Genomic DNA, 21,976 nt, shown 5'->3' with positions numbered 1-21,976 from the left:
TGAAGAATTTAACCGGAATTTCAGCACTATAGAGAATAGTTTAATAGATATAAAAACACATCAGGAGAGATAGTTCCAGACTATCTAACATCTAGTTTTCAACTATTCTTTACAAACTTTCTAGCCAGACCTCATCTCGAACTTCGATACCAAGTTCTTGTGCTTTTTGGAGCTTGCTTCCTGCATCTGCTCCCGCTACGACAAGATTCGTTTTCTTAGATACACTGCCTGTGACTTTGGCACCGAGGCTTTCGAGTTTACTTTTGGCTTCAGAACGTGTGAGACGTTCCAATTTCCCCGTGAGTACAACGGTCAAACCTGACAAGGCCGCATCTGCCACTAGTGTCTGTCCTTTGTAGTCCAGATTGACTCCAGATTCTTTCAACTCGTCTAAGAGAATCTTTGATCCTTCTGTAGCAAAATAAGTCTGAAGACTTTGAGCAATCACACTACCCAAGCTTTCAATACTTGCTACTTCCTCAGGATCAGCTTGAGCTAGATTTTCAATAGAGTGGAAATGTTGGAGCAAGAGTTGGCTAGCCTTGCTTCCGACATGGCGAATTCCCAGACCAAACAAGAGCTTTTCAGCAGAGTTTTCCTTGGATGCTTGAATGGCCTGATACAGTTTAGAAGCAGACTTTTCCTTGACACCTTCTAAAAGGAGAAAATCGTCTTCTTTCAAACGGTAAATATCTGCCACATCCTTGACTAAATTGGCAGCAAAAAGCTTTTCAACGATAGATGGACCAAGCCCTGTAATATTCATGGCGTCTCGAGAGGCAAAGTGAATCAAACCTTCCATGATTTGGGCAGGACAGCGAGGATTGATACAACGAAGAGCTACTTCATCTTCAAAATGAAGTAACTGACTGTCACAGCTCGGACAGTTAGTCGGAATATCTAGTTTTTCTTCAGAAACACGCTTGGACTCTACCACACGCAGAACAGCAGGGATGATATCTCCAGCCTTATAAACGATAACCGTATCATCTTTGCGGATATCCTTTTCAGCGATATAATCTACATTATGCAAGGTTGCACGGCTAACAGTTGTCCCAGCAAGCTGAACAGGTGTTAGATTGGCAGTCGGAGTCACAACACCCGTACGACCTACTGTCCAGTCAACTGAAAGGAGCTGGGCTTCTTTTTCTTCAGCAGGAAATTTATAGGCGATTGCCCACTTGGGCGCTTTAACAGTAAAGCCAAGCTCTTCTTGACCTGCTAGGTCATTGACTTTGATAACCACTCCATCAATATCGTAAGGAAGTTTCTCCCGTTCTTGTCCTACTTCTTGGATGAAATCCCATATCTCATCTATGCTTTTAGCCAAAATTCGTTTAGGATTAACTACAAAGCCAAGCTGTTCAAGATGCTTCAAGACCTTTTCTTGGCTATCACGAGTAGAAGGGCTGGCTTCTTGATAGAGGAAAGTCGCAAGATTACGCTTGGCCACTACTGCTGTATCCAACTGACGAAGGGTTCCTGCAGCTGCGTTACGAGGATTGGCAAATTCAGGCTCTCCATTTTCTTGGCGAGCTTGGTTGACCTGGTCAAATGAAGCGCGTGGCATATAGCACTCTCCACGAACAGTGATATCAAGCTCTTCGGGCAAGGTCAAAGGAATATCCTTGACACGCTTGAGGTTTTCTGTGATATTTTCACCAACAGAACCATCCCCACGTGTCGCACCAACAACCAAAATTCCCTTTTCATAAGTTAGCGAGATAGACAAACCATCGATTTTCAGTTCGCAAATATAGGTCGGTTGGGGCAATTCCTTTCGAACACGCGCATCAAAAGCTTCTAACTCTTCACGTGAAAAAGCATCCTGCAAACTGTATAGAGGATACTGATGACTGTATTTTTCAAAACCATCTAAAACCTTACCACCAACACGATGGGTCGGACTGTCCGCTAAAACTTGATCTGGATAGGCAGCTTCCAATTCGACCAACTCTCGGTAGAGGCGATCATACTCGCTATCTGAAACCGAGGGATTGTCACTCGTATAGTACTCGGTCGCATAGCGGTTAAGTAAGGCAACTAACTCATTCATTCTTTCATTCATAATCCCATTTTACCACAAAGCAAGCCCTCCTCACAATAGAGAAGGACTGAAAAATGATTCGTAGTGAAATATTTTCTTAAATAGAGAAATTATAACTCTTTTTCAAAATGACTTCGTACATAAACGAGGGATAGACAAGACAAGATGATAACACCGCTTCCAATTATCAGAAAAGAAGAGAGATGTACACTTGGTAGCACTGTCATAAAGCCTTTTGCAATCGGCATAAATAGGATGGCTAAGGTAAAAATGGTGCTTAGTACTCTTCCCAAGTATTCCCCCTCAACCTTGGTTTGCACCTGAGTAAAAAAGTGAATATTAAAAATCGTCATAAACAGTTCACAAACTAAATTTCCAGAAAAGGAAAGAAAAGTTGGCAGTGGTAACCCCATCATAAAAACTCCAACTCCAGTCAAGGCCAATAGAATCAAAAGATTATAAACACCTGCATTTATTTTGCTAGCTAGAAGAGCTCCGATAATCGAACCAATAGCGCCCATAGTCAAAATAGTTGCATAAGCTCCTTCTATCCCGTATAGTCGATTTGAAAAAGGGAGGAGAAATTCAAAAGCTGCAAAAAAGAAATTAACACTGGAAGCAACTACCAAAATGAAAAAGATTTCTTGCTGGTGCCAGATATAGCCGAGTCCTTCTTTCATATCAGCAAAAATATTTTTCCAGCTGAAAGTCTTTTTCTCTTGTAACTGAGTCTCTTTTTTGGGTAGAAAAGCTACTAAGGTAAATGCGATGAAAAAACTAATGGCATCTAAAACGAGCGTCATATGGAGACTGGCAAATTGTAAAACGAGGAAAGAAAGTACAGGGGAGCTAACACCTACAACCTGCAAAACTAACTCCAAGCGAGAGTTATAGGTCACTATCTCGTCTTTCTCTACAACCTCAGTTATAATGGCTTTGTTGGCTGTACGAGAAAATGCAAAGGCAACCGCCTGAACAATATTGGCAAAAATCAAGGCAGCAATCATCAAGCTATCATTTCTGATGAAAGAAATAGCTAAACAGAGAATACCACAAATCAAGTCCGTCGTCATCAAAATTTTGCGACGTGAAAAGCGGTCTGAAATCACTCCGCCAAAGGGATTGACCAGAATCGATGTGACGAGTTCAGAAATCTGATAAATCCCAAGAACAGTCTGTCCTATCGTCCCCATTGATGCTAACCAAACACTGTTTCCATAATCATAGAGCATATTTCCTATCTTATTAATAGCACCACGACTAATCAACTGGATTGCATGTCGGTTCATATAAAAAACTCCTCTCAAATTTTGAAACTATTGTATCAAAACTGAAAGGAGTCTCTTTATTCTTCCCTTATTTGGGAAATTTAAGCATTTACAAATTTTTCATAATGTTCCTGATAGTAAGCCACTTGCTCTGGAAGTCCAAGCACATCAAAAATATGCATAGCCTCCTGCATCTGACTACACCCCTCTTCTTTCAAGTCTCTCTGGTAGAGGGCGAAACCTTTGAGATAATGGAAGATATTGCGCTCATAAAGCTTGATACCATTTCCAATCAACTTCTCCACATAGCCCTCAAAATAGTCCGCATCCGTAAAGGTACGGTTTTCCAAACAATGCTGGTAACAGTTAAGAGCTAAAATCAAAACAAGTTTTCGATGCCGACCAATTTCTTTGTAGTAGTCTTCTCGCTCCATGACTTCTCTGCCAATCCGAGCCACATAGTCCACATTGTAGAAAGTATAGAGATTTCCGAAAAGAATCAACTCATACATAGTCCATTCTTCTGTTTGAAAAAGATAATCTGCTACCTTTTCCAAATCACTCTGACTCATCGTGTAATGAGCATCTCTTTGACAAATCAGTCCTTGTAGCAGAATCCAATTCAGCTCAAAATAGAGGGGATTGGTCGAACTCTTTGCTTTCTTGAGCTGTTCCTTTTGAAGCTTTTGAAAACCTGCAATATCATTTGAGTAGTAAAGCGGAATAATCTGTGCCATCAAGGCAACATGTTCATGATTTTGAAAATCTCTAGCCTTGTCCATGAAATTTTCAATAGTCACATGAATATTGTCCAAAATCTCAAAGAAACGAGAAACTGCTAGATCAGACTCCCCAAGCTCGAAGCGAGATAATTGAGAGGTTGAACATGATTCACCTGCCGCCTCTTTCAAGGAGTACTTCCCACTTGTTCGAAATTCACGAAATACCTTTCCAAGATGTTCCATTTCTTATACCTGCTCCGATAATTCTTCCCACTCAAGCATAGCTTCTTCCTGACGATGGCTGATTTTATCCAGTTCAGCCTGCAATTCCATGAGCTTTTCAGCATCGTTGGTTTCCAGCATTTGTTCAGAAATAGCTTGGCTTTGACTTTCTAACTCTTCGATTTCAGCTTCTAGATTTTCGATTTGTCGCATGAGTTTGCGAACTTCTTTTTGACTTTCTTTCTGAGCTTGGTAGTCATTAGCTGGACTTGCTTCTTTTGCTTGATTACTCATTGAAGCTTCCTCTGTCTGGCTGACTTCTATTTCAGCCTTTTTATCAACATAGTAGTCATAATCTCCAAGGTAGAGGGTTGAACCACTCTCAGACAATTCCAGTACATGAGTGGCTACACGATTGATAAAGTAACGGTCGTGGCTGACAAAAAGAAGGGTTCCATCAAAATCAATCAGAGCATTTTCCAAGACTTCCTTGCTATCAATATCCAAGTGGTTGGTCGGCTCGTCCAAAATCAAGAAATTGTTGTTTTCCATTGAAAGTTTGGCAAGCAACAGACGAGCTCGTTCACCACCAGACAGCATTCCGACTGACTTTTTAACATCATCTCCTGAGAAAAGGAAGGCACCGAGGCGGTTGCGGATTTCAACTTCTGATGTCAATTTAAAATCATTCCAAAGTTCATCCAGAACCGTATTACTTGGTGTTAGCTTGCTTTGGGTTTGGTCATAGTAGCCAACCTCAACATTGGCCCCAAATCGCTTTTCTCCTTTGATAAAAGGAATCTGATCCACAATAGACTTGATAAAGGTTGATTTCCCGATACCGTTTGGTCCAACGATAGCGACAGCATTCATTTTACGGAGGTCAAGGTTGATAGGTTCTGACAATATTTCCCCATCATAGCCAATAGCCGCATTTTCAACAGTCAGGACAACATTTCCCGATGTTTTTTCCGACTGGAAGGTCATGTTGGCTGATTTCTTGCCAGCTTCAGGCTTGTCCAAACGCTCTATTTTTTCTAGTTGTTTACGGCGAGATTGAGCACGTTTGGTTGTTGAAGCTCGGACTAGATTGCGATTGACAAAGTCTTCTAGAGCAGCGATTTCCTTTTGTTGCTTTTCATAGTTTTTTGCCTCAGTAGCTAGCTTTTGCTCCTTTAACTCAACAAAGCGAGAGTAATTACCTACATAACGATCTAAGGAATGCTTGGTCAAATCCAGTGTAACCGTCGCAACCTTATCCAAAAAGTAACGGTCGTGACTGACAATAATGAGGGCGCCGCTATAGTTCACCAAGTAATTCTCTAGCCAGGCTATGGTTTCAATATCCAAGTGGTTGGTTGGCTCGTCCAAGACTAAGAGATTGGGCTTTTCAAGAAGCATTTTAGCCAGTGCCAGACGGGTATTTTGACCACCCGAAAGCTCGGCAATTTTCATCTGCCACATAGACTCGTCAAACTTGAATCCATTCAAAATCGCTCGAATATCAGCTTCGTAGGTAAAGCCACCAGCCTGGCGGAAATTCTCTGATAAACGATCATAATCCGCCATCAGTTTATCCAGATCTTCACCAGACTTTTCACCCATCTCCAGTTCCATCTGACGAAGTTGCTTCTCAGTCCGACGCAAGTCATCAAAGACGTGAAGCATTTCATCATAAATGGTATTTTCAGACTCAAAACGGCTATCTTGGGCTAGGTAAGACAGAGAAACATCTTTTTTCTTATTGATTTCTCCACTGGTCGGCTCCTCTTCCCCAACCAAAATCTTCAAAAGAGTGGACTTACCTGCCCCATTTTTCCCAACGAGGGCAATCCGGTCTCGTTCATCAACTTGCAGGTTGATATTATCAAAAAGAACCTCTCCTGCAAAAGAACGTTCAATTTTATTAGCTTGTAAAATAATCATACATCTATTTTACTATCTTTTTCTCTTTTGCACAATTGCAATGAAAAAAGTTCGAGTCATAAACTCGAACCTTTCATCTTAGTATCCAATGCCTCCACGGAATGTGCGAGCCATATCTTTCAATTCATAGTTTTTAGAAGAGGTATCGATGGTCCATTTTCCATCTTTCTTGGTCATTTTAATTTCATAACCCTCTTTCTTCATGTTATCACTAGTGTCTAGAGGAGTTGAATCAAATTGACTCGGTGCATTTTCTAAAATGTATTTTTCACCAGCTTTCATAGCTTCAGAGTAGTTGCTATATTTACCTTTGTTTTCTTCGTAGAATTTACGGCTCAATTCATAAACATTCAAGTTATCCAAGTCGATTGTTTCTGGTCTAACATAAACAACAGCATAATCAGGCAAGTATGTCTTCACCTTGTAATCAACTTTTGCTCTCTTAGCATTTGCTTTGATGTAGGCATCTGCGAATGTTCTAAGTTCTGAATCAGATGGTTTGTAGTTATAGAAACCTTTTCCGAATGACTCTGTAAATTTCTTGATAAACTCTTCTTTATCAGCTTTCGCATCGTTTGTGAATTCAGCACTATTATCAGAAGATTTTTTATCATCAGCAAGTGCTACAACTTGCGACTTTTTGTCAGTAGCACTTAGGTTCGTTCCACCACCAGAGCTTTCCCCATTAAGGTAAACAGCATCGACATATTTTTTCATTACATCTTTCGCTTCATCAATATTGTCTTCATACTGACTTGGATCCACCTTGATTGCTACATCGTTATTCTTTTTAGAATTTTCTTTGATGTCATCGTAAAAGCTAGGTGCAAAGTGAAGTTCATACTTAGCATTCTTATCGACTTCATACACTACATAACCAGCAACGCTCTTTCCTTTAGAAAGACTGTCACCATATGACATAAATTTCGTTTTACTGTCGCTTTCATAAACTTGAATTGGTTGTAATTTTTCATCCTTTTCATTGTATAGCGTGATATCTTGGCTAGTAAAACTAAACTGTTTATCACGATTGTTCTTGATTTCGACTTGAAGTGCAAGGTATGTTGATGATGAATCCTCATCTTTAGGCAATACATACATACCGTCTTTTACAGAAACCTCAAAGTTAGAGTTTGAAGCTGTACCATTGTCGCTTGCTTTTTTTTGAGCTCCACAGGCAACCAGTGCTAAAGCTGATAAAAGCAAGGCAGAATGCTTAAGAATTTTTTTCATAATGGATTCTCCTTTAATGATTTACTATATTTTACCATACGCAGAATAAAAATCAAAACAGAAACCAGATATTTTCAAAATATCTTAAATTTATAGAGTTTCAACTTAAATTTTTCTATCTGTTCATTTGATACATTAAAGGATTTTTTATAAAAAGAATAGAATATAACAATATTTTTGATTTTTTTCTTCAACAAACCTACAAAATGAATTATAAACTTTCATGTTATAAAGTATCTAATAATTAATTTTCATCCCTAACTTAGTATAAGTAAGCACAGTCCCCACCATTTTCCCGCTAAAGTACAAAAGTTAATTTCCTACATTTTAAGTTATGCTAACGTTTTACTAAAATGTCAAATCGTGATATAATGAAAGCGATTAAAGCAAATAAACAAAGGAGACACTCTATGACTTACCAAGAAAATTATCAAAAATGGGTCGATTTTGCTGACCTTCCAGACTACCTTCGTCAAGACTTAATCAATATGGACGAAAAAACAAAGGAAGACGCCTTTTATACCAATCTTGAATTTGGTACTGCAGGTATGCGTGGCTTGATTGGTGCTGGTACAAACCGCATCAACATCTATGTTGTTCGTCAAGCTACCGAAGGTTTGGCTCGTTTGATTGAATCAAAAGGTGGAAACGAAAAAGAACGTGGTGTAGCAATTGCCTACGATAGCCGTCACTTCTCACCTGAGTTTGCCTTTGAATCTGCGGCAGTTCTTGCTAAACACGGTATCAAATCTTACGTATTTGAAAGCCTCCGTCCAACTCCAGAACTCTCATTCGCTGTTCGTCACCTCAACTGTTTCGCAGGTATCATGATTACTGCCAGCCATAATCCTGCTCCATTTAACGGTTACAAGGTTTACGGTGAAGACGGTGGGCAAATGCCTCCACATGATGCAGATGCTTTGACAACTTACATTCGTGCAATCGAAAATCCATTCGCTGTGGAAGTTGCTGATGTCGAAGCTGAAAAAGCTTCTGGCTTGATTGAAGTTATCGGCGAAGCTGTTGATGTAGAATACCTTAAAGAAGTTAAAGACGTAAACATCAATCCAACCTTGATTGAAGAATTCGGTAAAGACATGAAGATTGTCTACACACCACTTCATGGTACGGGTGAAATGTTGGCTCGTCGTGCTCTTGCTCAAGCAGGATTTGACTCTGTTCAAGTTGTTGAAGCACAAGCAACTGCTGATCCTGACTTCTCAACTGTAAAATCTCCAAACCCAGAAAGCCAAGCAGCCTTCGCACTTGCTGAAGAACTTGGTCGTCAAGTTGGTGCAGATGTGCTTGTTGCAACTGACCCTGACGCTGACCGTGTTGGTGTTGAAGTTCTTCAAAAAGATGGAAGCTACCTCAACCTTTCAGGTAACCAAATCGGCGCTATCATGGCTAAATACATCTTGGAAGCCCACAAAAATGCTGGAACTCTTCCTGAAAATGCAGCCCTATGTAAATCTATCGTATCAACTGACTTGGTAACGAAGATTGCTGAAAGCTACGGCGCAACTATGTTCAACGTTTTGACAGGTTTCAAATTTATCGCTGAAAAAATCCAAGAATTCGAAGAAAAACACAATCACACTTACATGATGGGATTTGAAGAAAGCTTCGGTTACTTGATCAAACCATTCGTACGTGATAAAGACGCCATCCAAGCCGTTCTTGTCGTTGCTGAGCTTGCTGCCTACTACCGTTCACGTGGTTTGACACTTGCTGACGGTATCGAAGAAATCTACAAAGAATACGGCTACTACGCTGAAAAGACCATCTCTGTTACCCTTTCTGGTGTTGATGGTGCTGAACAAATCAAATCGATTATGGCTAAGTTCCGTAACAATGCTCCAAAAGAATGGAACGCAACAGCTATCACTGTCGTAGAAGACTTCAAGGCTCAAACTGCTACTGCTGCTGACGGTACTGTTACAAACTTGACAACTCCTCCAAGTGATGTTTTGAAATACACTCTTGCGGATGGTTCTTGGATTGCAGTTCGCCCTTCAGGTACAGAACCAAAAATCAAGTTCTACATTGCCGTTGTGGGTGAAAGCAACGAAGATTCACAAGCTAAGATTGCCAACATCGAAGCAGAAATCAATGCGTTTGTTAAATAAGAAATTATAAAAGATGAGACCAACCAATCTCATCTTTTTTTCGTATCAAATCTAAGCATTTTTAGAAACTTTATGGCATACTAGACTTATCAATGAAAGCGAGGTAATCTCATGGAACAATTTTTAGAAAACATTAAAGACCTTGAAGTCACTACAGTTGCGCGTGCACAAGAAGCACTCGATAATAAAGAAACAGCAACCTTCTTTATTGGCCGTAAAACTTGCCCTTACTGCCGTAAATTTGCTGGCACATTGGCAGGTGTCGTAGCTGAAACTAAAGCCCACATCTACTTCATCAACAGTGAAGAACCAAGCCAACTCAATGAATTGCAAGAATTCCGCTCACGTTATGGAATTCCAACCGTACCAGGATTTGTTCACATTGCAGATGGCCAAATCAATGTCCGTTGCGACTCTTCCATGTCAGCACAAGAAATCAAGGACTTTGCTGGATTGTAAAAAAACCACTCATCGAGTGGTTTTTGTATTGTCTAAATTACTTTTTTTCAAGCAAGACTTGCATCATTCTATGTAGTTCTTCTATCTTCTCAGATTGTTTCTCTAGTAATAATCTTTGAGTTATTAATTCGTCTTGGAGTTTATCAAGCTTTATCTGATCATCTGGATTATCCTTTACAAAAAAGTTTGTCAAGGCACTCGTTAACATCCCTATTGTGCCAATACCAACAAGCATTAGTAAAACAGCTAACCACTTCCCAAAAATCGACGCAGGAACAATATCTCCATAACCAACAGTCGTTACAGTTACAAGCGCCCACCAAAGACTATCTGAGAATGATTTTTCTTCAACAACAGATAAAATTGAACTACCTAACAGTACAATAAAGGAATTGAGATAGAAAATATAAAGTAAGCCATTTGTTCGTAAGAGTTTTCCAACCTTCTTTTCTAACTTGCCAGTCAATCCAACGACTCTTAAAAGACGAGTTAGTTTCAGTAATTTTGTCAGCCTTGCTAAGCGGAAGATACGCCCTAAGCGAAATACTGTAAAAATAGCATTCAAAGGAAGGATAGCTAGCAAGTCGAAGATATTTTCAAGTATAAATCTCCATTTTTCTTTACTTGAAAAGAAGCGCCAACCATAATCCACCACAAAGATAAACCAAAGTAGCAAGTCAATAATACTGTAGGGTGGACTATCCAAATCAATCATCTCAGCAAATCCAAGCAAAACAAGGACAACGGATATCAATGCAAGTATGATAATCGTTGTGTCATAGTAATCCTTTAATAACCATTTTCTCTTCAAACTGCTACTCCTTTAATTTTTTAATCATTATACCACACTAAATCCCTGATAAAGTACAAAACAAAAGAAGGCACTCGCCTTCTTTTTATATATCTGTCAATGGTGTTGCGGTATCTGGAGAGGTGTCGTAAACTTTAAAGTCTACTCCGACTCCCAAATCCGCTTGGGCTAGCTGGTTGACCATGGTCATGTGAGCCAGCTCCTTGATATTGTTCTCTTTGGACAAGTGACCAAGATAAATTTTCTTGGTTCGATTTCCCATTGCACGAATCATGGCTTCAGCACCGTCTTCGTTAGAGAGGTGACCGAGATCCGACAGGATTCGCTGTTTGAGACGCCAAGCGTAAGATCCTGCTCGCAAAATCTCCACATCGTGGTTGGACTCGATGAGGTAGCCGTCCGCATTCTCGACAATTCCTGCCATACGGTCACTTACATAACCTGTATCGGTCAGCATGACGAAGCTCTTGTCGTCTTTCATAAATCGGTAAAACTGTGGTGCTGCCGCATCATGGCTAACACCAAAACTCTCAATATCGATATCACCAAAGGTTTTGGTTTTGCCCATTTCAAAGATATGCTTTTGCGAAGAATCAACCTTGCCAAGATACTTACTATTTTCCATAGCCTGCCAAGTCTTTTCATTGGCGTAAAGATCCATGCCATATTTACGAGCCAAGACACCGACTCCATGGATATGGTCTGAGTGCTCATGCGTAATCAAAATCGCATCCAGATCTTCTGGTTTGCGATTGATTTCAGCTAGCAGACTTGTAATTTTCTTACCAGACAGGCCTGCATCTACTAGGATTTTCTTTTTTGGGGTTTCCAGATAAAAGGAATTTCCACTGGAACCTGATGCTAAAATACTGTATTTAAAGCCTTTTTCACTCATTCTAGTCTTCTATTTCGTCCTCCCATATTTCTTCTTTTACGGCATCCTTATCATAAGGGAGCACTATGGTAAAGGTTGAGCCCTTACCGTATTCACTTTTGGCCCATATAAAGCCATTGTGTTGTTTGATGATTTCTTTTGCGATCGCCAGACCTAGACCAGTTCCACCTTGAGCCCGGCTTCTTGCACGATCCACACGGTAGAAGCGGTCAAAAATCTTAGGCAAATCTTGCTTTGGAATACCTAGACCTTGGTCTTTGATGGATAAAATCATCTGGTCATCAGTAGTTTTCATGCTGACAGTGATTTTCCCACCATCTGGTGAGTACTTAATGGCATTGTTAAGAATATTATCAATCACCTGAGTCATCTTATCGGTATCAATCTCGATCCAAACTGAATTAATAGGGTAATCTCTGACAAGCTCATATTTTTTCTCGTCATCCTGGCTTCTCATCTTATCAAAGCGGTTGAGAATAAAGGTGATGAATGCTGTAAAATTAATCAATTCCACATCTAACTGAGTGGTCGCATTATCAATACGAGAGAGATGCAAGAGATCTGTCACCATCCGCATCATACGGTTGGTTTCATCGAGTGAAACCTTGATAAAATCAGGAGCAACAGGATCATACAGAGCTCCCTCGTCCAAGGCTTCAAGATAAGATTTAACACTGGTCAAAGGAGTTCGCAACTCGTGACTCACGTTCGAAACAAAGAGTCTTCGCTCACGCTCTTCCTTCTCCTGCTCGGTCGTATCATGTAAAACGGCAACCAAACCAGAGATGAAACCTGACTCACGACGAACCAGAGCAAAACGTACACGAAGGCTCAGGTATTCCCCATTCACATCCTGGGAGTCAATCGTCAACTCAGGAATCTGTGTAATTAGATCACGCAGCTCATACTCATCTTCTATCTTAAGCAATTCAAGGATGCTTTTATTCAGAACATCTTCTTTCTGCACACCGAGCTGTTTCTTGGCCATATCGTTGATCATAGTAATCTGGCCACGACGATTGGTCGCAAGAACGCCATCTGTCATGTAAGAAAGAATACTGTTCAATCGTTTACTCTCTTGTTCCAGATTTTCTTGGGTCAAACGAATAACTTCTGACAAATCGTTCAGATTATTGGTGATATTGGTGATTTCTGTACTTCCTTGCAAGTCCAAAACTTGAGAATAATCACCTGCAATCAAGTCCTTAACCTTTTGATTTATCTCCTTCAGACGGATATTATCCCGACGATTTTCCAGTAACAGCAAGGTCACCACCAGGATAAAGCCCAGTAAAATCAAGATAAAGATAAAATCGCTGGTCAGAATAGTTTGTCTAATATCTTCAATCATTATTTCTCATATAGTATCCAACACCACGACGTGTGAGAATGTACTCTGGACGACTTGGAGTATCTTCTATTTTCTCACGCAAGCGTCTAATGGTCACGTCCACAGTACGAACATCACCAAAATAGTCATAACCCCATACAGTCTCAAGCAAGTGTTCACGCGTAATCACTTGACCAATATGAGATGCCAAGTGATACAAGAGTTCAAACTCACGGTGGGTCAAATCTAATTCCTCACCATATTTCTTAGCAACGTAAGCATCTGGAACGATTTCCAAATCACCAATTTGTAAAGGTTGCGTCTTCTTCTCATCAGACTCTTGGCTATCCACAGAAACTAGGTCGGTACGACGAAGTAGGGCCTTGACACGTGCTTGCAACTCACGGTTTGAGAAGGGTTTTGTAACATAATCATCTGCACCTAACTCTAAACCAATAACCTTGTCAAACTCGCTATCCTTAGCTGATAGCATGATAATCGGCACGCTACTAGTCTTACGAATAGCTTTAGCAACCTCTAAACCATCGATTTCAGGTAGCATCAAGTCAAGGATAATAATATCTGGTTGCTCAGCTTCAAATAGCTCGATTGCCTCACGACCATTGAAGGCTGTAACGACTTCATAACCTTCCTTGGCCATATTAAACTTAATAATATCTGAGATTGGTTTCTCATCATCTACAATTAATATTTTTTTCATTTTATCACCTTTTCTCTATCTATTATAACAAAAAAATGCAAAGAAGGCACAAATGGCTACTGTAAGCCTTCATCTTCAAGATTTGTTTTATAAGCCTGCCAAATTTTTTGTTGAGGCTTCGCAAGTGGATAATCAGAAAACTCCTGAGGAGAAACCCAGCGAATTTCTCTGTCCGAAAACTGTTTTGTTTCCAACACTTGACCAGCTAGGATTTGAATATGCCATTTCCGATGACTAAATACATGCTTGACCTGGTCAAATACTTGCTGGGACCAATTCACTTCTAAATCATAATCCTGCTCAAAGTTTTCTTGAGGGCTTGGTCCAAATGCTCTGCTTTCCTCTTTGACTTGTGAAAAGAGATCTAGCTGATCGTCATCACTTGAGAAATCATCAACTTCGATCAAGGGGAAGTGCCAAAAACCGGCTAGTAGTTTCTCGCTTTCATTTTTCTCAAGTAGATATTGACCACGGTCATTGCGTACAACTAAAGCCTTGAGATAAATTGGGAGAGGTTTTTTCCTGGGTTCTTTAATCGGATATACATCCATAGTTCCGTTCTGATAGGCTGCGCTAAAGTCCTTAACAGGGCTTTCTTCTGGTCGAGGGTTAACCGGAGATTCTATATCAGAACCTAAATCCATCAGAGCTTGGTTAAAGTCACCTGGTCGTTTCGGGTCAATCAAGATTTCCATCATTGCCTGAAAAATTTTGCGATTGCTGGGAACTCCGATATCATGATTAACCTCAAACAAGCGTGCCAAAACCCGCATGACATTGCCATCAACCGCTGGCTCAGGCAAATTAAAAGCGATACTGGAAATAGCTCCCGCAGTGTAAGGGCCAATCCCTTTCAGGCAAGATATTCCTTCATAGGTATTTGGAAATTGCCCCCCAAAGTCAGTCATAATCTGCTGAGCTGCAGCCTGCATATTGCGCACTCGAGAATAATAACCCAAACCTTCCCAAGCCTTAAGCAGACGCTCTTCAGGGGCATTCGCCAGACTTTCAACAGTTGGAAACCAGTCCAAGAATCGTTCGTAGTATGGAATAACTGTATCCACTCTGGTCTGCTGAAGCATGATTTCAGATACCCAGATGTGATAAGGATTTTTACTTCTCCGCCAAGGCAAATCTCGCTTGTTTTCATCATACCAGTTGAGGAGTTTTTCACGAAAAGAAATAATATTCTCCTCCGGCCACATGACGATACCGTATTCTTTCAAATCTAACATATATCTAGTATAACATAGAAGCTTCTAACTGTCCTTTTCTCAGTACTAAAAAGCCTCTTCCCATGGGAAAGAGGACTAAATCTTATTGATGAACTGCTTGAGCTGCTGTGATAAGGGTCAACTTGTACACATCATCTGCATTACATCCACGAGAAAGGTCGTTAACAGGTTTGTTCAAACCTTGCAAAACAGGTCCTACAGCCGCAAAACCACCGAGACGTTCTGCCATCTTATACCCAATATTTCCGGCTTCGATACCTGGGAAGACAAAGACATTTGCTTGACCAGCTACATTACTTCCTGGAGCTTTAAGAGCTGCAGTTTCAGGAACAAAGGCAGCGTCAAATTGCAATTCACCATCAATCTCAAGGTCAGGACGCAAGTCGTGAGCAATTTTAGTAGCTTCCACTACCTTATCAACACTTTCACCAAAGCCTGAACCTTTAGTAGAATAACTTAGCATAGCAATTTTAGGTTCAATACCAAACATTTTAGCTGTGATTGCTGAGTTGATAGCAATTTCAGCCAAGGCTTCTGCATCTGGATTGATGTTAATGGCACAGTCTCCAAATAGGTAACGTTCTGTACCACGAACCATGAGGAAGGCACCTGACGTACGAGTTACATTTGGACGAGTTTTAATGATTTGTAGGGCTGGGCGAACTGTTGAAGCAGTTGAGTGAATCGCACCAGATACCATACCGTCAACCAAGCCCAAGTAGACTAGCATCACACCAAAGTAGTTGACATCATCAACCAAAACTTTGCGCGCTTCTTCTTCAGTCATTTTGCCCTTACGACGCTCTACTAAAGCAGCAACCATTTCTTCGAATTGAGGATAGTGTTGGGGATCAATTACTTCATAACCATCCATGATCCCTTCGATTTCGAGATAAATTTTAATTTTTTCAGGGTTTCCGAGCAAAACAGGAATTACTTCTGTTTCTTTTACCAAGCGTTTTGTTGCTTGAAGAATACGTGGCTCTTCCCCTTCAGGGAGAACGATACGAGCATTTTTGCCAACCAGGTTGGCTTTGAGACTTTCAAAAACTTCCATGAGTTTTCTCCTTTAAGAAAATAAATTATACTCCAAACAATTTTTAAAGAGTATTAGTTGATAACTGAGTAATAAGATTGCTGAAATCATCCGGCAAGGGGCTTTCTAGTTGCAAATCTTGCTCTAGAAAAGGATGATAAAAAGATAAATAATGGCAATGCAAGGCCTGGCGCTGAATACCGTCGTCTAGGCTGCCTCCATAGAGATCGTCTCCCAACAAAGGAAAACCGATATGAGAAAAATGCACTCGTATCTGATGAGTTCGTCCAGTATGCAGACGAATATCGACTAGGTGAATATTTCCATAAGACGCTATAACTTTATAAGATGTATGGGCGTATTTCCCACCTTTGGCAACCCGTCTCGTGATAATGGAGTCCACATCACGCGCAATCGGGGCGATAATCTCCCCTTCAGGCTCCAAGACACCAGCTCCTTTAACCAAAGCAAAGTAACGTTTTTCGATAGACTTTCGTTGCAGTTGCTTGTCTAAACGTGCATGAGCGTAGCCGTGCTTGGCAAAGAGCATCAAACCAGAAGTATCTCTATCAAGCCTAGTCACGATGTGAACTTGCTGATTTTCATAGTTTTGCTTGACATAGTAGCCCTTGATAAAATTGGCAATGGTATTGGAATGATTGACACTGGGGATGGAAGCTACTCCATAAGGCTTATTCAAAACCAGAAAATGGTCATCCTCATATAAAATATCGAGTGGTCGATCAATAGCTTCAAGGCTCTCAAACCCTTCCTCTGCAGGAATGTCAATAGTTACTCTATCTCCAATATCTAAGAGATAGGTCGCATTTTGAGCTTGGCCATTGACCCGTATAGCCCCGCCTCGAAACTTAATCTTAGCCAAAAGTCCCTTGGAAACCTCATGTTTCTTGAGGAAAGTTTTGACTTTGACGTGGTCATCTGCGATAAATTCGAACCTCATTCATCCACCTCGCCGATGAAGGCATCTTTAACACGATTCCAGAAACTAGTGTGGCTTGGAGTTGCTACGAAGTGAATCTTGTGATGGTCGATTTGATACTCTATCCGTTCGATATTACGGAAGGAATAGACGCTGTTATCGACTGATATCGTGTGGTAATCATTGCGTGTCGGCAAGAGCTCAATCTTATCTTTTTTGGGAATAATGATTGATGAACCCAAAGTGCGATAGACTCGGTTGTTAAGACTCGCTATTTCCGTCAACTGTAAGGCTTCAATGGTCGGATGCAAAACAGCTCCACCCAAGGATTTGTTGTAGGCAGTACTTCCCGTCGGCGTTGAAACAGTCACTCCATCTCCACGAAATCGCTCGAACGGAACATGGTTAATGATGATATCCGCAACCATGGTGCGGTCTGATCGACGGATGCTGGCTTCATTTAAAGCACGGAAGATTTTCACCTCTCCATTTTCAAGCGTTACCTTAACATTCAAGACCGGATAAGAAACTTTGGCACCAGTATCTAGTAAAAGATTGGTCACCAATTGATCCAGCTCAAAATCACGATAATCTGTGTAAAATCCCAAATGCCCTGTATGAACACCTACAAATCGAACCTTGTCTAACTGATTCTCATACTTGTGAAAGGCAGACAAAAGCATCCCGTCACCACCAATGGAAATGACGATGTCGGGATTGGTATCGTTCAGTATAAAATGTTGTTTCTTGAGTTTTTCCCTCAGCTCATGCAAGACCTTCTGACTCTGAGGTTTTCTATTTGCTATGAGGTCAACTCGTTTACCTGTATTCTTCATCTGTATCGTCACTATTTCCTACACCATCGTTTAATTTTCTGCTCAATGGATCAAAGAGAGCCTGCGCTTCCTGGATATCGTCACGAATCTTACCCATTTCTTCATCCAGTTGATAGGCTATTTTCGCTGTGATTTCCAGTCTTTTCCTGATTTCTTCTGGAAAATCACCCTGATACTTATAATTGAGCGAGTGTTCAATCGTAGCCCAGAAATTCATGGCTAACGTCCGTATTTGAATTTCTGCCAAAATCGTCTTAGCTCCGTTGATCGTATCAACCGTGTACTCGACAACCACGTGATAAGAACGATAGCCCGAAGCCTTACGATGAGTGATATAATCTCGTTCCTGAACGATTCTCATATCTTGGCGTTTACGTAGAATCTCAACTACCTCTTTGACGTCATCAACAAACTGGACCATGACACGTAAACCAGCAATATCTTGCAAGTCATTTTCTAAAGTTGCATAAGTAATTCCTCGACGAGCCATCTTTTCTTTGATACTTTCAATCGGTTTTACACGACCCGTTACAAACTCAATCGGAGAATGCTTGTTTTGCTTACGATACTGTTTGCGAATTCCCCGAAGTTTAATCTTCAATTCACCAACAGCCTGAATGTAAGGATCTAAAAATTCTTCCCATTCTATGGTCATACTTTCTCCCTTAAAATGTTTGATTGCTCTGTCGAAAATCTTTGATTTTTTCAGTACATTCGTATACAATAAATACATTGTCCATTATACCATAAATCGCTTTCAAAGATATAGAAAAGGTTGAAAAAATGAAACATTTAGAAATAGAATTGAAAACACTTCTGAAAAAAGAGGACTATGAGCATCTAAAAAAACAGTTTTCCCATATCCAACCCGTTCTTCAGAAAAACTACTACATTGACACACCAGATTTCCAATTGCGTGAAAAGAAGGTTGCCATGCGCATTCGCACTTTTGCAGATTGGGCGGAATTGACCTTAAAAGTACCTCAAACTGTAGGAAATATGGAATACAACCAGAAACTAACTCTTCCAGAAGCTGAATCGTACCTCGAAAAACAAAAACTACCTCCAGGGCTCGTTCTAGAGAAACTCGCTAAGATTGGCATCGAAAGCCATGACTGGCTTGTTCTAGGCTGCCTTTCCACTCTACGTTATGAAATGAAAGCTGAGATTGGCTTAATGGCCTTAGATGAAAGTCGATACTTTGACCAGATGGACTATGAACTCGAGCTTGAAGTCACCGACCATGAAAAAGGGAAAGAAGATTTTCAGAGATTTTTAGATGAAAATCAGATTACTTATCAGAAAGCTCCATCAAAATTAATTCGTTTTATTAAAAGCATGAAAAAAAGCTGAAATAATCTCCTTTTTTTGGTAAAATAGAAAAGATAAAAATAAAAGAATCTGGCTTTGAAAAACAAAACTTTCTCAGAGAAGATTCGCAAAGTTTACAGAGGACGGTCTATAATGTCAGATAGAAACAACATGAAACTTTTCACCCTAAACTCTAACCATGAAATCGCTCAAAAGATTGCGGATACAGTTGGTGTACCTCTCGGGAAGTTATCCTCTCGACAATTTTCTGACGGCGAAATCCAGGTCAACATTGAAGAAAGTGTCCGTGGTTACGATGTCTACATCATCCAGTCAACCAGCTACCCTGTTAGCAACCACTTGATGGAGTTGTTGATCATGGTTGATGCTTGTGTACGTGCAAGTGCTCATAGTATCAACGTTGTCCTTCCTTACTTTGGTTATGCGCGTCAGGACCGTATCGCTTCTTCTCGCGAACCCCTCACTGCAAAACTAGTTGCCAATATGCTTGTCAAAGCTGGTGTAAGCCGTGTTCTAACACTTGACCTCCATGCTGTTCAGGTCCAAGGTTTCTTTGACATTCCTGTAGACAATCTTTATACTGTTCCTCTATTTGCTAAGCACTACTGTGATAAAGGTCTTCTTGGCTCTGATGTCGTTGTTGTTAGTCCAAAGAACTCTGGTGTTAAACGTGCACGTAGTTTGGCTGAATACCTTGATGCTCCTATCGCTATCATTGACTACGCCCAAGATGATTCTGATCGTAACGAAGGCTATATCATTGGGGATGTTGAAGGCAAAAAGGCTATCTTGATTGACGACATCCTAAATACTGGTCGTACATTCTCTGAAGCAGCCAAAATCGTTGAACGTGAAGGCGCAACTGAGATTTATGCAGTATCCAGTCACGGTTTATTTGTTGAAGGTGCAGCAGATCTTCTTGACGCTACAAACATCAAAGAAATCCTCGTGACGGACTCAGTAGCAACCAAAGAAAGAACTCCAGAAAATGTATGTTACATTACTGCTAGCGAATTAATCGGAGATGCTATCGTCCGCATCCATGAAAGAAAACCAGTCAGCCCACTCTTTGCTTACAACAAAAAGAAATAAGGTGATTCTTTGATTTATTTGGACAATGCTGCTACGACTCCTATGTCAGCAGTAGCTATTTCTGAAATGACTAAGGTCATGCAAGAAACTCATGGTAATCCTTCTAGTATTCATAGCCATGGTCGGCAGGCTGGCAAACTCTTGCGAGAAGCTCGTCAGGACTTAGCCCTCTTACTAGGAACCAAACCTCAACATATCTTTTTTACATCTGGCGGTACAGAAAGTAATAATACAGCCATTATCGGCTATTGTCTCCGTCATCAAAATCGTGGAAAACATATCATCACGACAGCTATTGAACACCATTCTGTGCTTGAGACTATCGATTATCTGGTACAACATTTTGGTTTTGAAGCGACCATCATCCAACCAGTAAATCAAGAAATCACTGCGCAGCAGATTCAAGAAGCTTTACGTGACGATACCATTCTCGTTTCCACCATGTATGCTAATAATGAAACAGGTAGTCTCTTACCTATCGCTGAGATTGGACGTATTTTAAAAGAACATCCTGCTGCTTATCATGTTGATGCTGTTCAAGCTATCGGAAAAATCCCTATCCATCCTGAAGAATTAGGAATTGATTTCCTTAGCGCTTCTGCCCACAAATTCCATGGACCAAAAGGAGTTGGCTTTCTTTATGCTTCTTCCACGGGCTTTGATTCCTACCTTCACGGTGGAGACCAAGAACAAAAGAAACGGGCTGGAACAGAAAATCTCGCTGCCATTGTAGGTATGGTCGCTGCTCTCAAAGAGGATTTAAATAACCAAGCTAAGCATTACCAAAAACTAAGCGCACTCAAATCTGCTTTTTTAGAAGAAATTGCTGATTTAGACTACTATCTCAATGAAAGTCAAGACCAACTGCCTTATGTTTTGAATATCGGTTTTCCTGGTCAGAAAAATGATTTGCTTTTACTTCGGTTAGACCTTGAGGGAATTTCAATTTCTACCGGTTCCGCTTGTACTGCTGGTATTGTGCAAACCAGTCATGTGCTTGAAGCATTTTATGGACCAGATTCACATCGATTGAAAGAATCTGTCCGTATCAGTCTCTCTCCTCTTAACACTGAGGAGGAACTGAAACAACTCGCACAAACCTTAAAAAATATTATTGGAGATTAATCTAATGGCATTCGAAAAAACCATTAAACTACAAAACTGCCGCTACGACTATACACTTAGCCCAACTGTCAAAAAGTTCACACTGAAAGACAATACTTTCTTTGAAACAAAAGTTGGAAACTTCGAACTGACTCGTCTACTTGAAAAAGTACCCAACAGTGGTGAAGGTTTCAACCTAAAAATCATCATCAATAAAGACCTTACAGGTGCTAAACTCAACATCACTGACAAATCTGGCCTTCGTTTGGTGAATATCTTTAAATCAGAAGATCACCATATTCACCAAGAAAAATTCTACTTCCTCATGGACAGTTTAGTAGAACGCGGTATCTTCACTAAAGAAGAAAGATAATTGACTATGTATCGACTTACCTATCAAGATAACTATCACGTAGAACGTACACTTGAATATAAGGATTACGAAGAGCTTATGTTATCTCTATCAGGCTGTGTGACCCTACCTGATACTCACCTTATCATTCAGCTCCTTAACGCTGAATGATAAGGTGATTTATCAAGGATTGGTTGGCGATCTCTACCGTTTTCTATCACAAGCTCATTTTTCAGATAAAAACTAAGAAATTTCTTAGTTTTTTCTTGTTTTTGTTGATTTTTTC

General features: G+C 40.4%; 20 protein-coding genes and 1 pseudogene. 7 read left to right on the top strand and 14 right to left on the bottom strand.

Translation table 11 applies throughout. The features are described from left to right. Positions 1–109: 109 nt before the first annotated feature. The 5 genes from ligA to MK395_RS03235 form a co-directional block, all read right to left on the bottom strand. Positions 110–2,068 carry an NAD-dependent DNA ligase LigA gene (gene ligA / locus MK395_RS03255; protein ID WP_268711256.1) on the bottom strand — a complete coding sequence of 653 codons (1,959 nt, stop codon included), beginning with the start codon at positions 2,066–2,068 and terminating at the stop codon, positions 110–112. A gap of 89 nt (positions 2,069–2,157) precedes the next feature. Beyond that, positions 2,158–3,336: an MFS transporter gene (locus MK395_RS03250; protein WP_268711255.1), complete on the bottom strand. Its 1,179-nt coding sequence runs from the start codon at positions 3,334–3,336 to the stop codon at positions 2,158–2,160. Positions 3,337–3,416: 80 nt separating this feature from the next. Continuing rightward, entirely contained in the window at positions 3,417–4,280 is an 864-nt protein-coding gene (locus MK395_RS03245) for an Rgg family transcriptional regulator (protein ID WP_268711254.1), read from the bottom strand. Between the two features lie 3 nt (positions 4,281–4,283). Then, positions 4,284–6,185 (bottom strand): ABC-F family ATP-binding cassette domain-containing protein, encoded by a 1,902-nt coding sequence (locus tag MK395_RS03240; protein WP_268711253.1) that lies wholly within the window; start codon positions 6,183–6,185, stop codon positions 4,284–4,286. Between the two features lie 78 nt (positions 6,186–6,263). Beyond that, positions 6,264–7,418: a DUF4352 domain-containing protein gene (locus tag MK395_RS03235; protein ID WP_000722099.1), complete on the bottom strand. Its 1,155-nt coding sequence runs from the start codon at positions 7,416–7,418 to the stop codon at positions 6,264–6,266. A gap of 410 nt (positions 7,419–7,828) precedes the next feature. On the opposite strand from MK395_RS03235, the gene MK395_RS03230 reads away from it, so the two are divergent. Both MK395_RS03230 and MK395_RS03225 read left to right on the top strand, forming a co-directional pair. Further along, entirely contained in the window at positions 7,829–9,547 is a 1,719-nt protein-coding gene (locus MK395_RS03230; RefSeq protein WP_049490627.1) for a phospho-sugar mutase, read from the top strand. Between the two features lie 111 nt (positions 9,548–9,658). Next, positions 9,659–10,006 carry a thioredoxin gene (locus MK395_RS03225; protein ID WP_000434660.1) on the top strand — a complete coding sequence of 116 codons (348 nt, stop codon included), beginning with the start codon at positions 9,659–9,661 and terminating at the stop codon, positions 10,004–10,006. 37 nt (positions 10,007–10,043) lie between these two features. Here MK395_RS03225 and MK395_RS03220 read toward each other — a convergent pair whose 3' ends face one another. From MK395_RS03220 to MK395_RS03180, 9 genes are all read right to left on the bottom strand, one after another. Next, positions 10,044–10,817, bottom strand: a complete 774-nt coding sequence (locus MK395_RS03220; RefSeq protein WP_049490628.1) for a potassium channel family protein — start codon at positions 10,815–10,817, stop codon at positions 10,044–10,046. An 85-nt stretch (positions 10,818–10,902) separates the two neighbouring features. After that, positions 10,903–11,712: an MBL fold metallo-hydrolase gene (locus tag MK395_RS03215; RefSeq protein ID WP_001290607.1), complete on the bottom strand. Its 810-nt coding sequence runs from the start codon at positions 11,710–11,712 to the stop codon at positions 10,903–10,905. Between the two features lies 1 nt (position 11,713). Next, the gene (gene vicK / locus MK395_RS03210; protein WP_000568720.1) at positions 11,714–13,063 is read right to left on the bottom strand and encodes a cell wall metabolism sensor histidine kinase VicK; all 1,350 of its coding nucleotides are present in this window, start codon (positions 13,061–13,063) and stop codon (positions 11,714–11,716) included. Continuing rightward, a complete protein-coding gene (yycF, locus tag MK395_RS03205; protein WP_000722058.1) occupies positions 13,056–13,763 on the bottom strand; it encodes a response regulator YycF in 708 nt (235 codons plus the stop codon). Before yycF ends, vicK begins: the two co-directional genes overlap by 8 nt. A 56-nt stretch (positions 13,764–13,819) precedes the next feature. Then, on the bottom strand, positions 13,820–14,998 hold the full coding sequence (gene mutY, locus MK395_RS03200; RefSeq protein WP_268711252.1) for an A/G-specific adenine glycosylase: 1,179 nt from the start codon (positions 14,996–14,998) through the stop codon (positions 13,820–13,822). A gap of 82 nt (positions 14,999–15,080) precedes the next feature. Next, complete coding sequence (pta, locus tag MK395_RS03195) at positions 15,081–16,055, bottom strand: phosphate acetyltransferase (RefSeq protein ID WP_000451583.1); 975 nt, start codon at positions 16,053–16,055, stop codon at positions 15,081–15,083. A gap of 43 nt (positions 16,056–16,098) precedes the next feature. Further along, on the bottom strand, positions 16,099–16,995 hold the full coding sequence (locus MK395_RS03190; RefSeq protein ID WP_070567446.1) for an RluA family pseudouridine synthase: 897 nt from the start codon (positions 16,993–16,995) through the stop codon (positions 16,099–16,101). Next, positions 16,992–17,810 (bottom strand): NAD kinase, encoded by an 819-nt coding sequence (locus MK395_RS03185; RefSeq protein ID WP_000799063.1) that lies wholly within the window; start codon positions 17,808–17,810, stop codon positions 16,992–16,994. Before MK395_RS03185 ends, MK395_RS03190 begins: the two co-directional genes overlap by 4 nt. Next, positions 17,794–18,465 carry a GTP pyrophosphokinase gene (locus MK395_RS03180; RefSeq protein ID WP_007516769.1) on the bottom strand — a complete coding sequence of 224 codons (672 nt, stop codon included), beginning with the start codon at positions 18,463–18,465 and terminating at the stop codon, positions 17,794–17,796. The genes MK395_RS03185 and MK395_RS03180 overlap by 17 nt, the downstream gene beginning before the upstream one ends. Before the next feature lie 128 nt (positions 18,466–18,593). Here MK395_RS03180 and MK395_RS03175 point away from each other — a divergent pair, with 128 nt between their 5' ends. The 5 genes and pseudogenes from MK395_RS03175 (at position 18,594) to MK395_RS03155 (ending at position 21,937) form a co-directional block, all read left to right on the top strand. Next, the gene (locus tag MK395_RS03175; protein WP_268711251.1) at positions 18,594–19,163 is read left to right on the top strand and encodes a CYTH domain-containing protein; all 570 of its coding nucleotides are present in this window, start codon (positions 18,594–18,596) and stop codon (positions 19,161–19,163) included. A 111-nt stretch (positions 19,164–19,274) separates the two neighbouring features. Then, complete coding sequence (locus MK395_RS03170; RefSeq protein WP_001283843.1) at positions 19,275–20,234, top strand: ribose-phosphate diphosphokinase; 960 nt, start codon at positions 19,275–19,277, stop codon at positions 20,232–20,234. Positions 20,235–20,243: 9 nt separating this feature from the next. Beyond that, positions 20,244–21,359: a cysteine desulfurase family protein gene (locus MK395_RS03165; protein ID WP_070697226.1), complete on the top strand. Its 1,116-nt coding sequence runs from the start codon at positions 20,244–20,246 to the stop codon at positions 21,357–21,359. Positions 21,360–21,363: 4 nt separating this feature from the next. Next, a complete protein-coding gene (locus MK395_RS03160) occupies positions 21,364–21,711 on the top strand; it encodes a DUF1831 domain-containing protein (protein WP_000863524.1) in 348 nt (115 codons plus the stop codon). Between the two features lie 6 nt (positions 21,712–21,717). Further along, a pseudogene (locus MK395_RS03155) lies at positions 21,718–21,937 on the top strand (DUF4649 family protein). Positions 21,938–21,976 lie beyond the last annotated feature (39 nt).

Source organism: Streptococcus oralis (genome assembly GCF_026782085.1).
Taxonomy (GTDB): Bacteria; Bacillota; Bacilli; order Lactobacillales; family Streptococcaceae; genus Streptococcus; species Streptococcus oralis_DA.
Note: the sequence above shows the minus strand (reverse complement) of the source record. Positions and strands in the feature narration are given on the sequence as shown.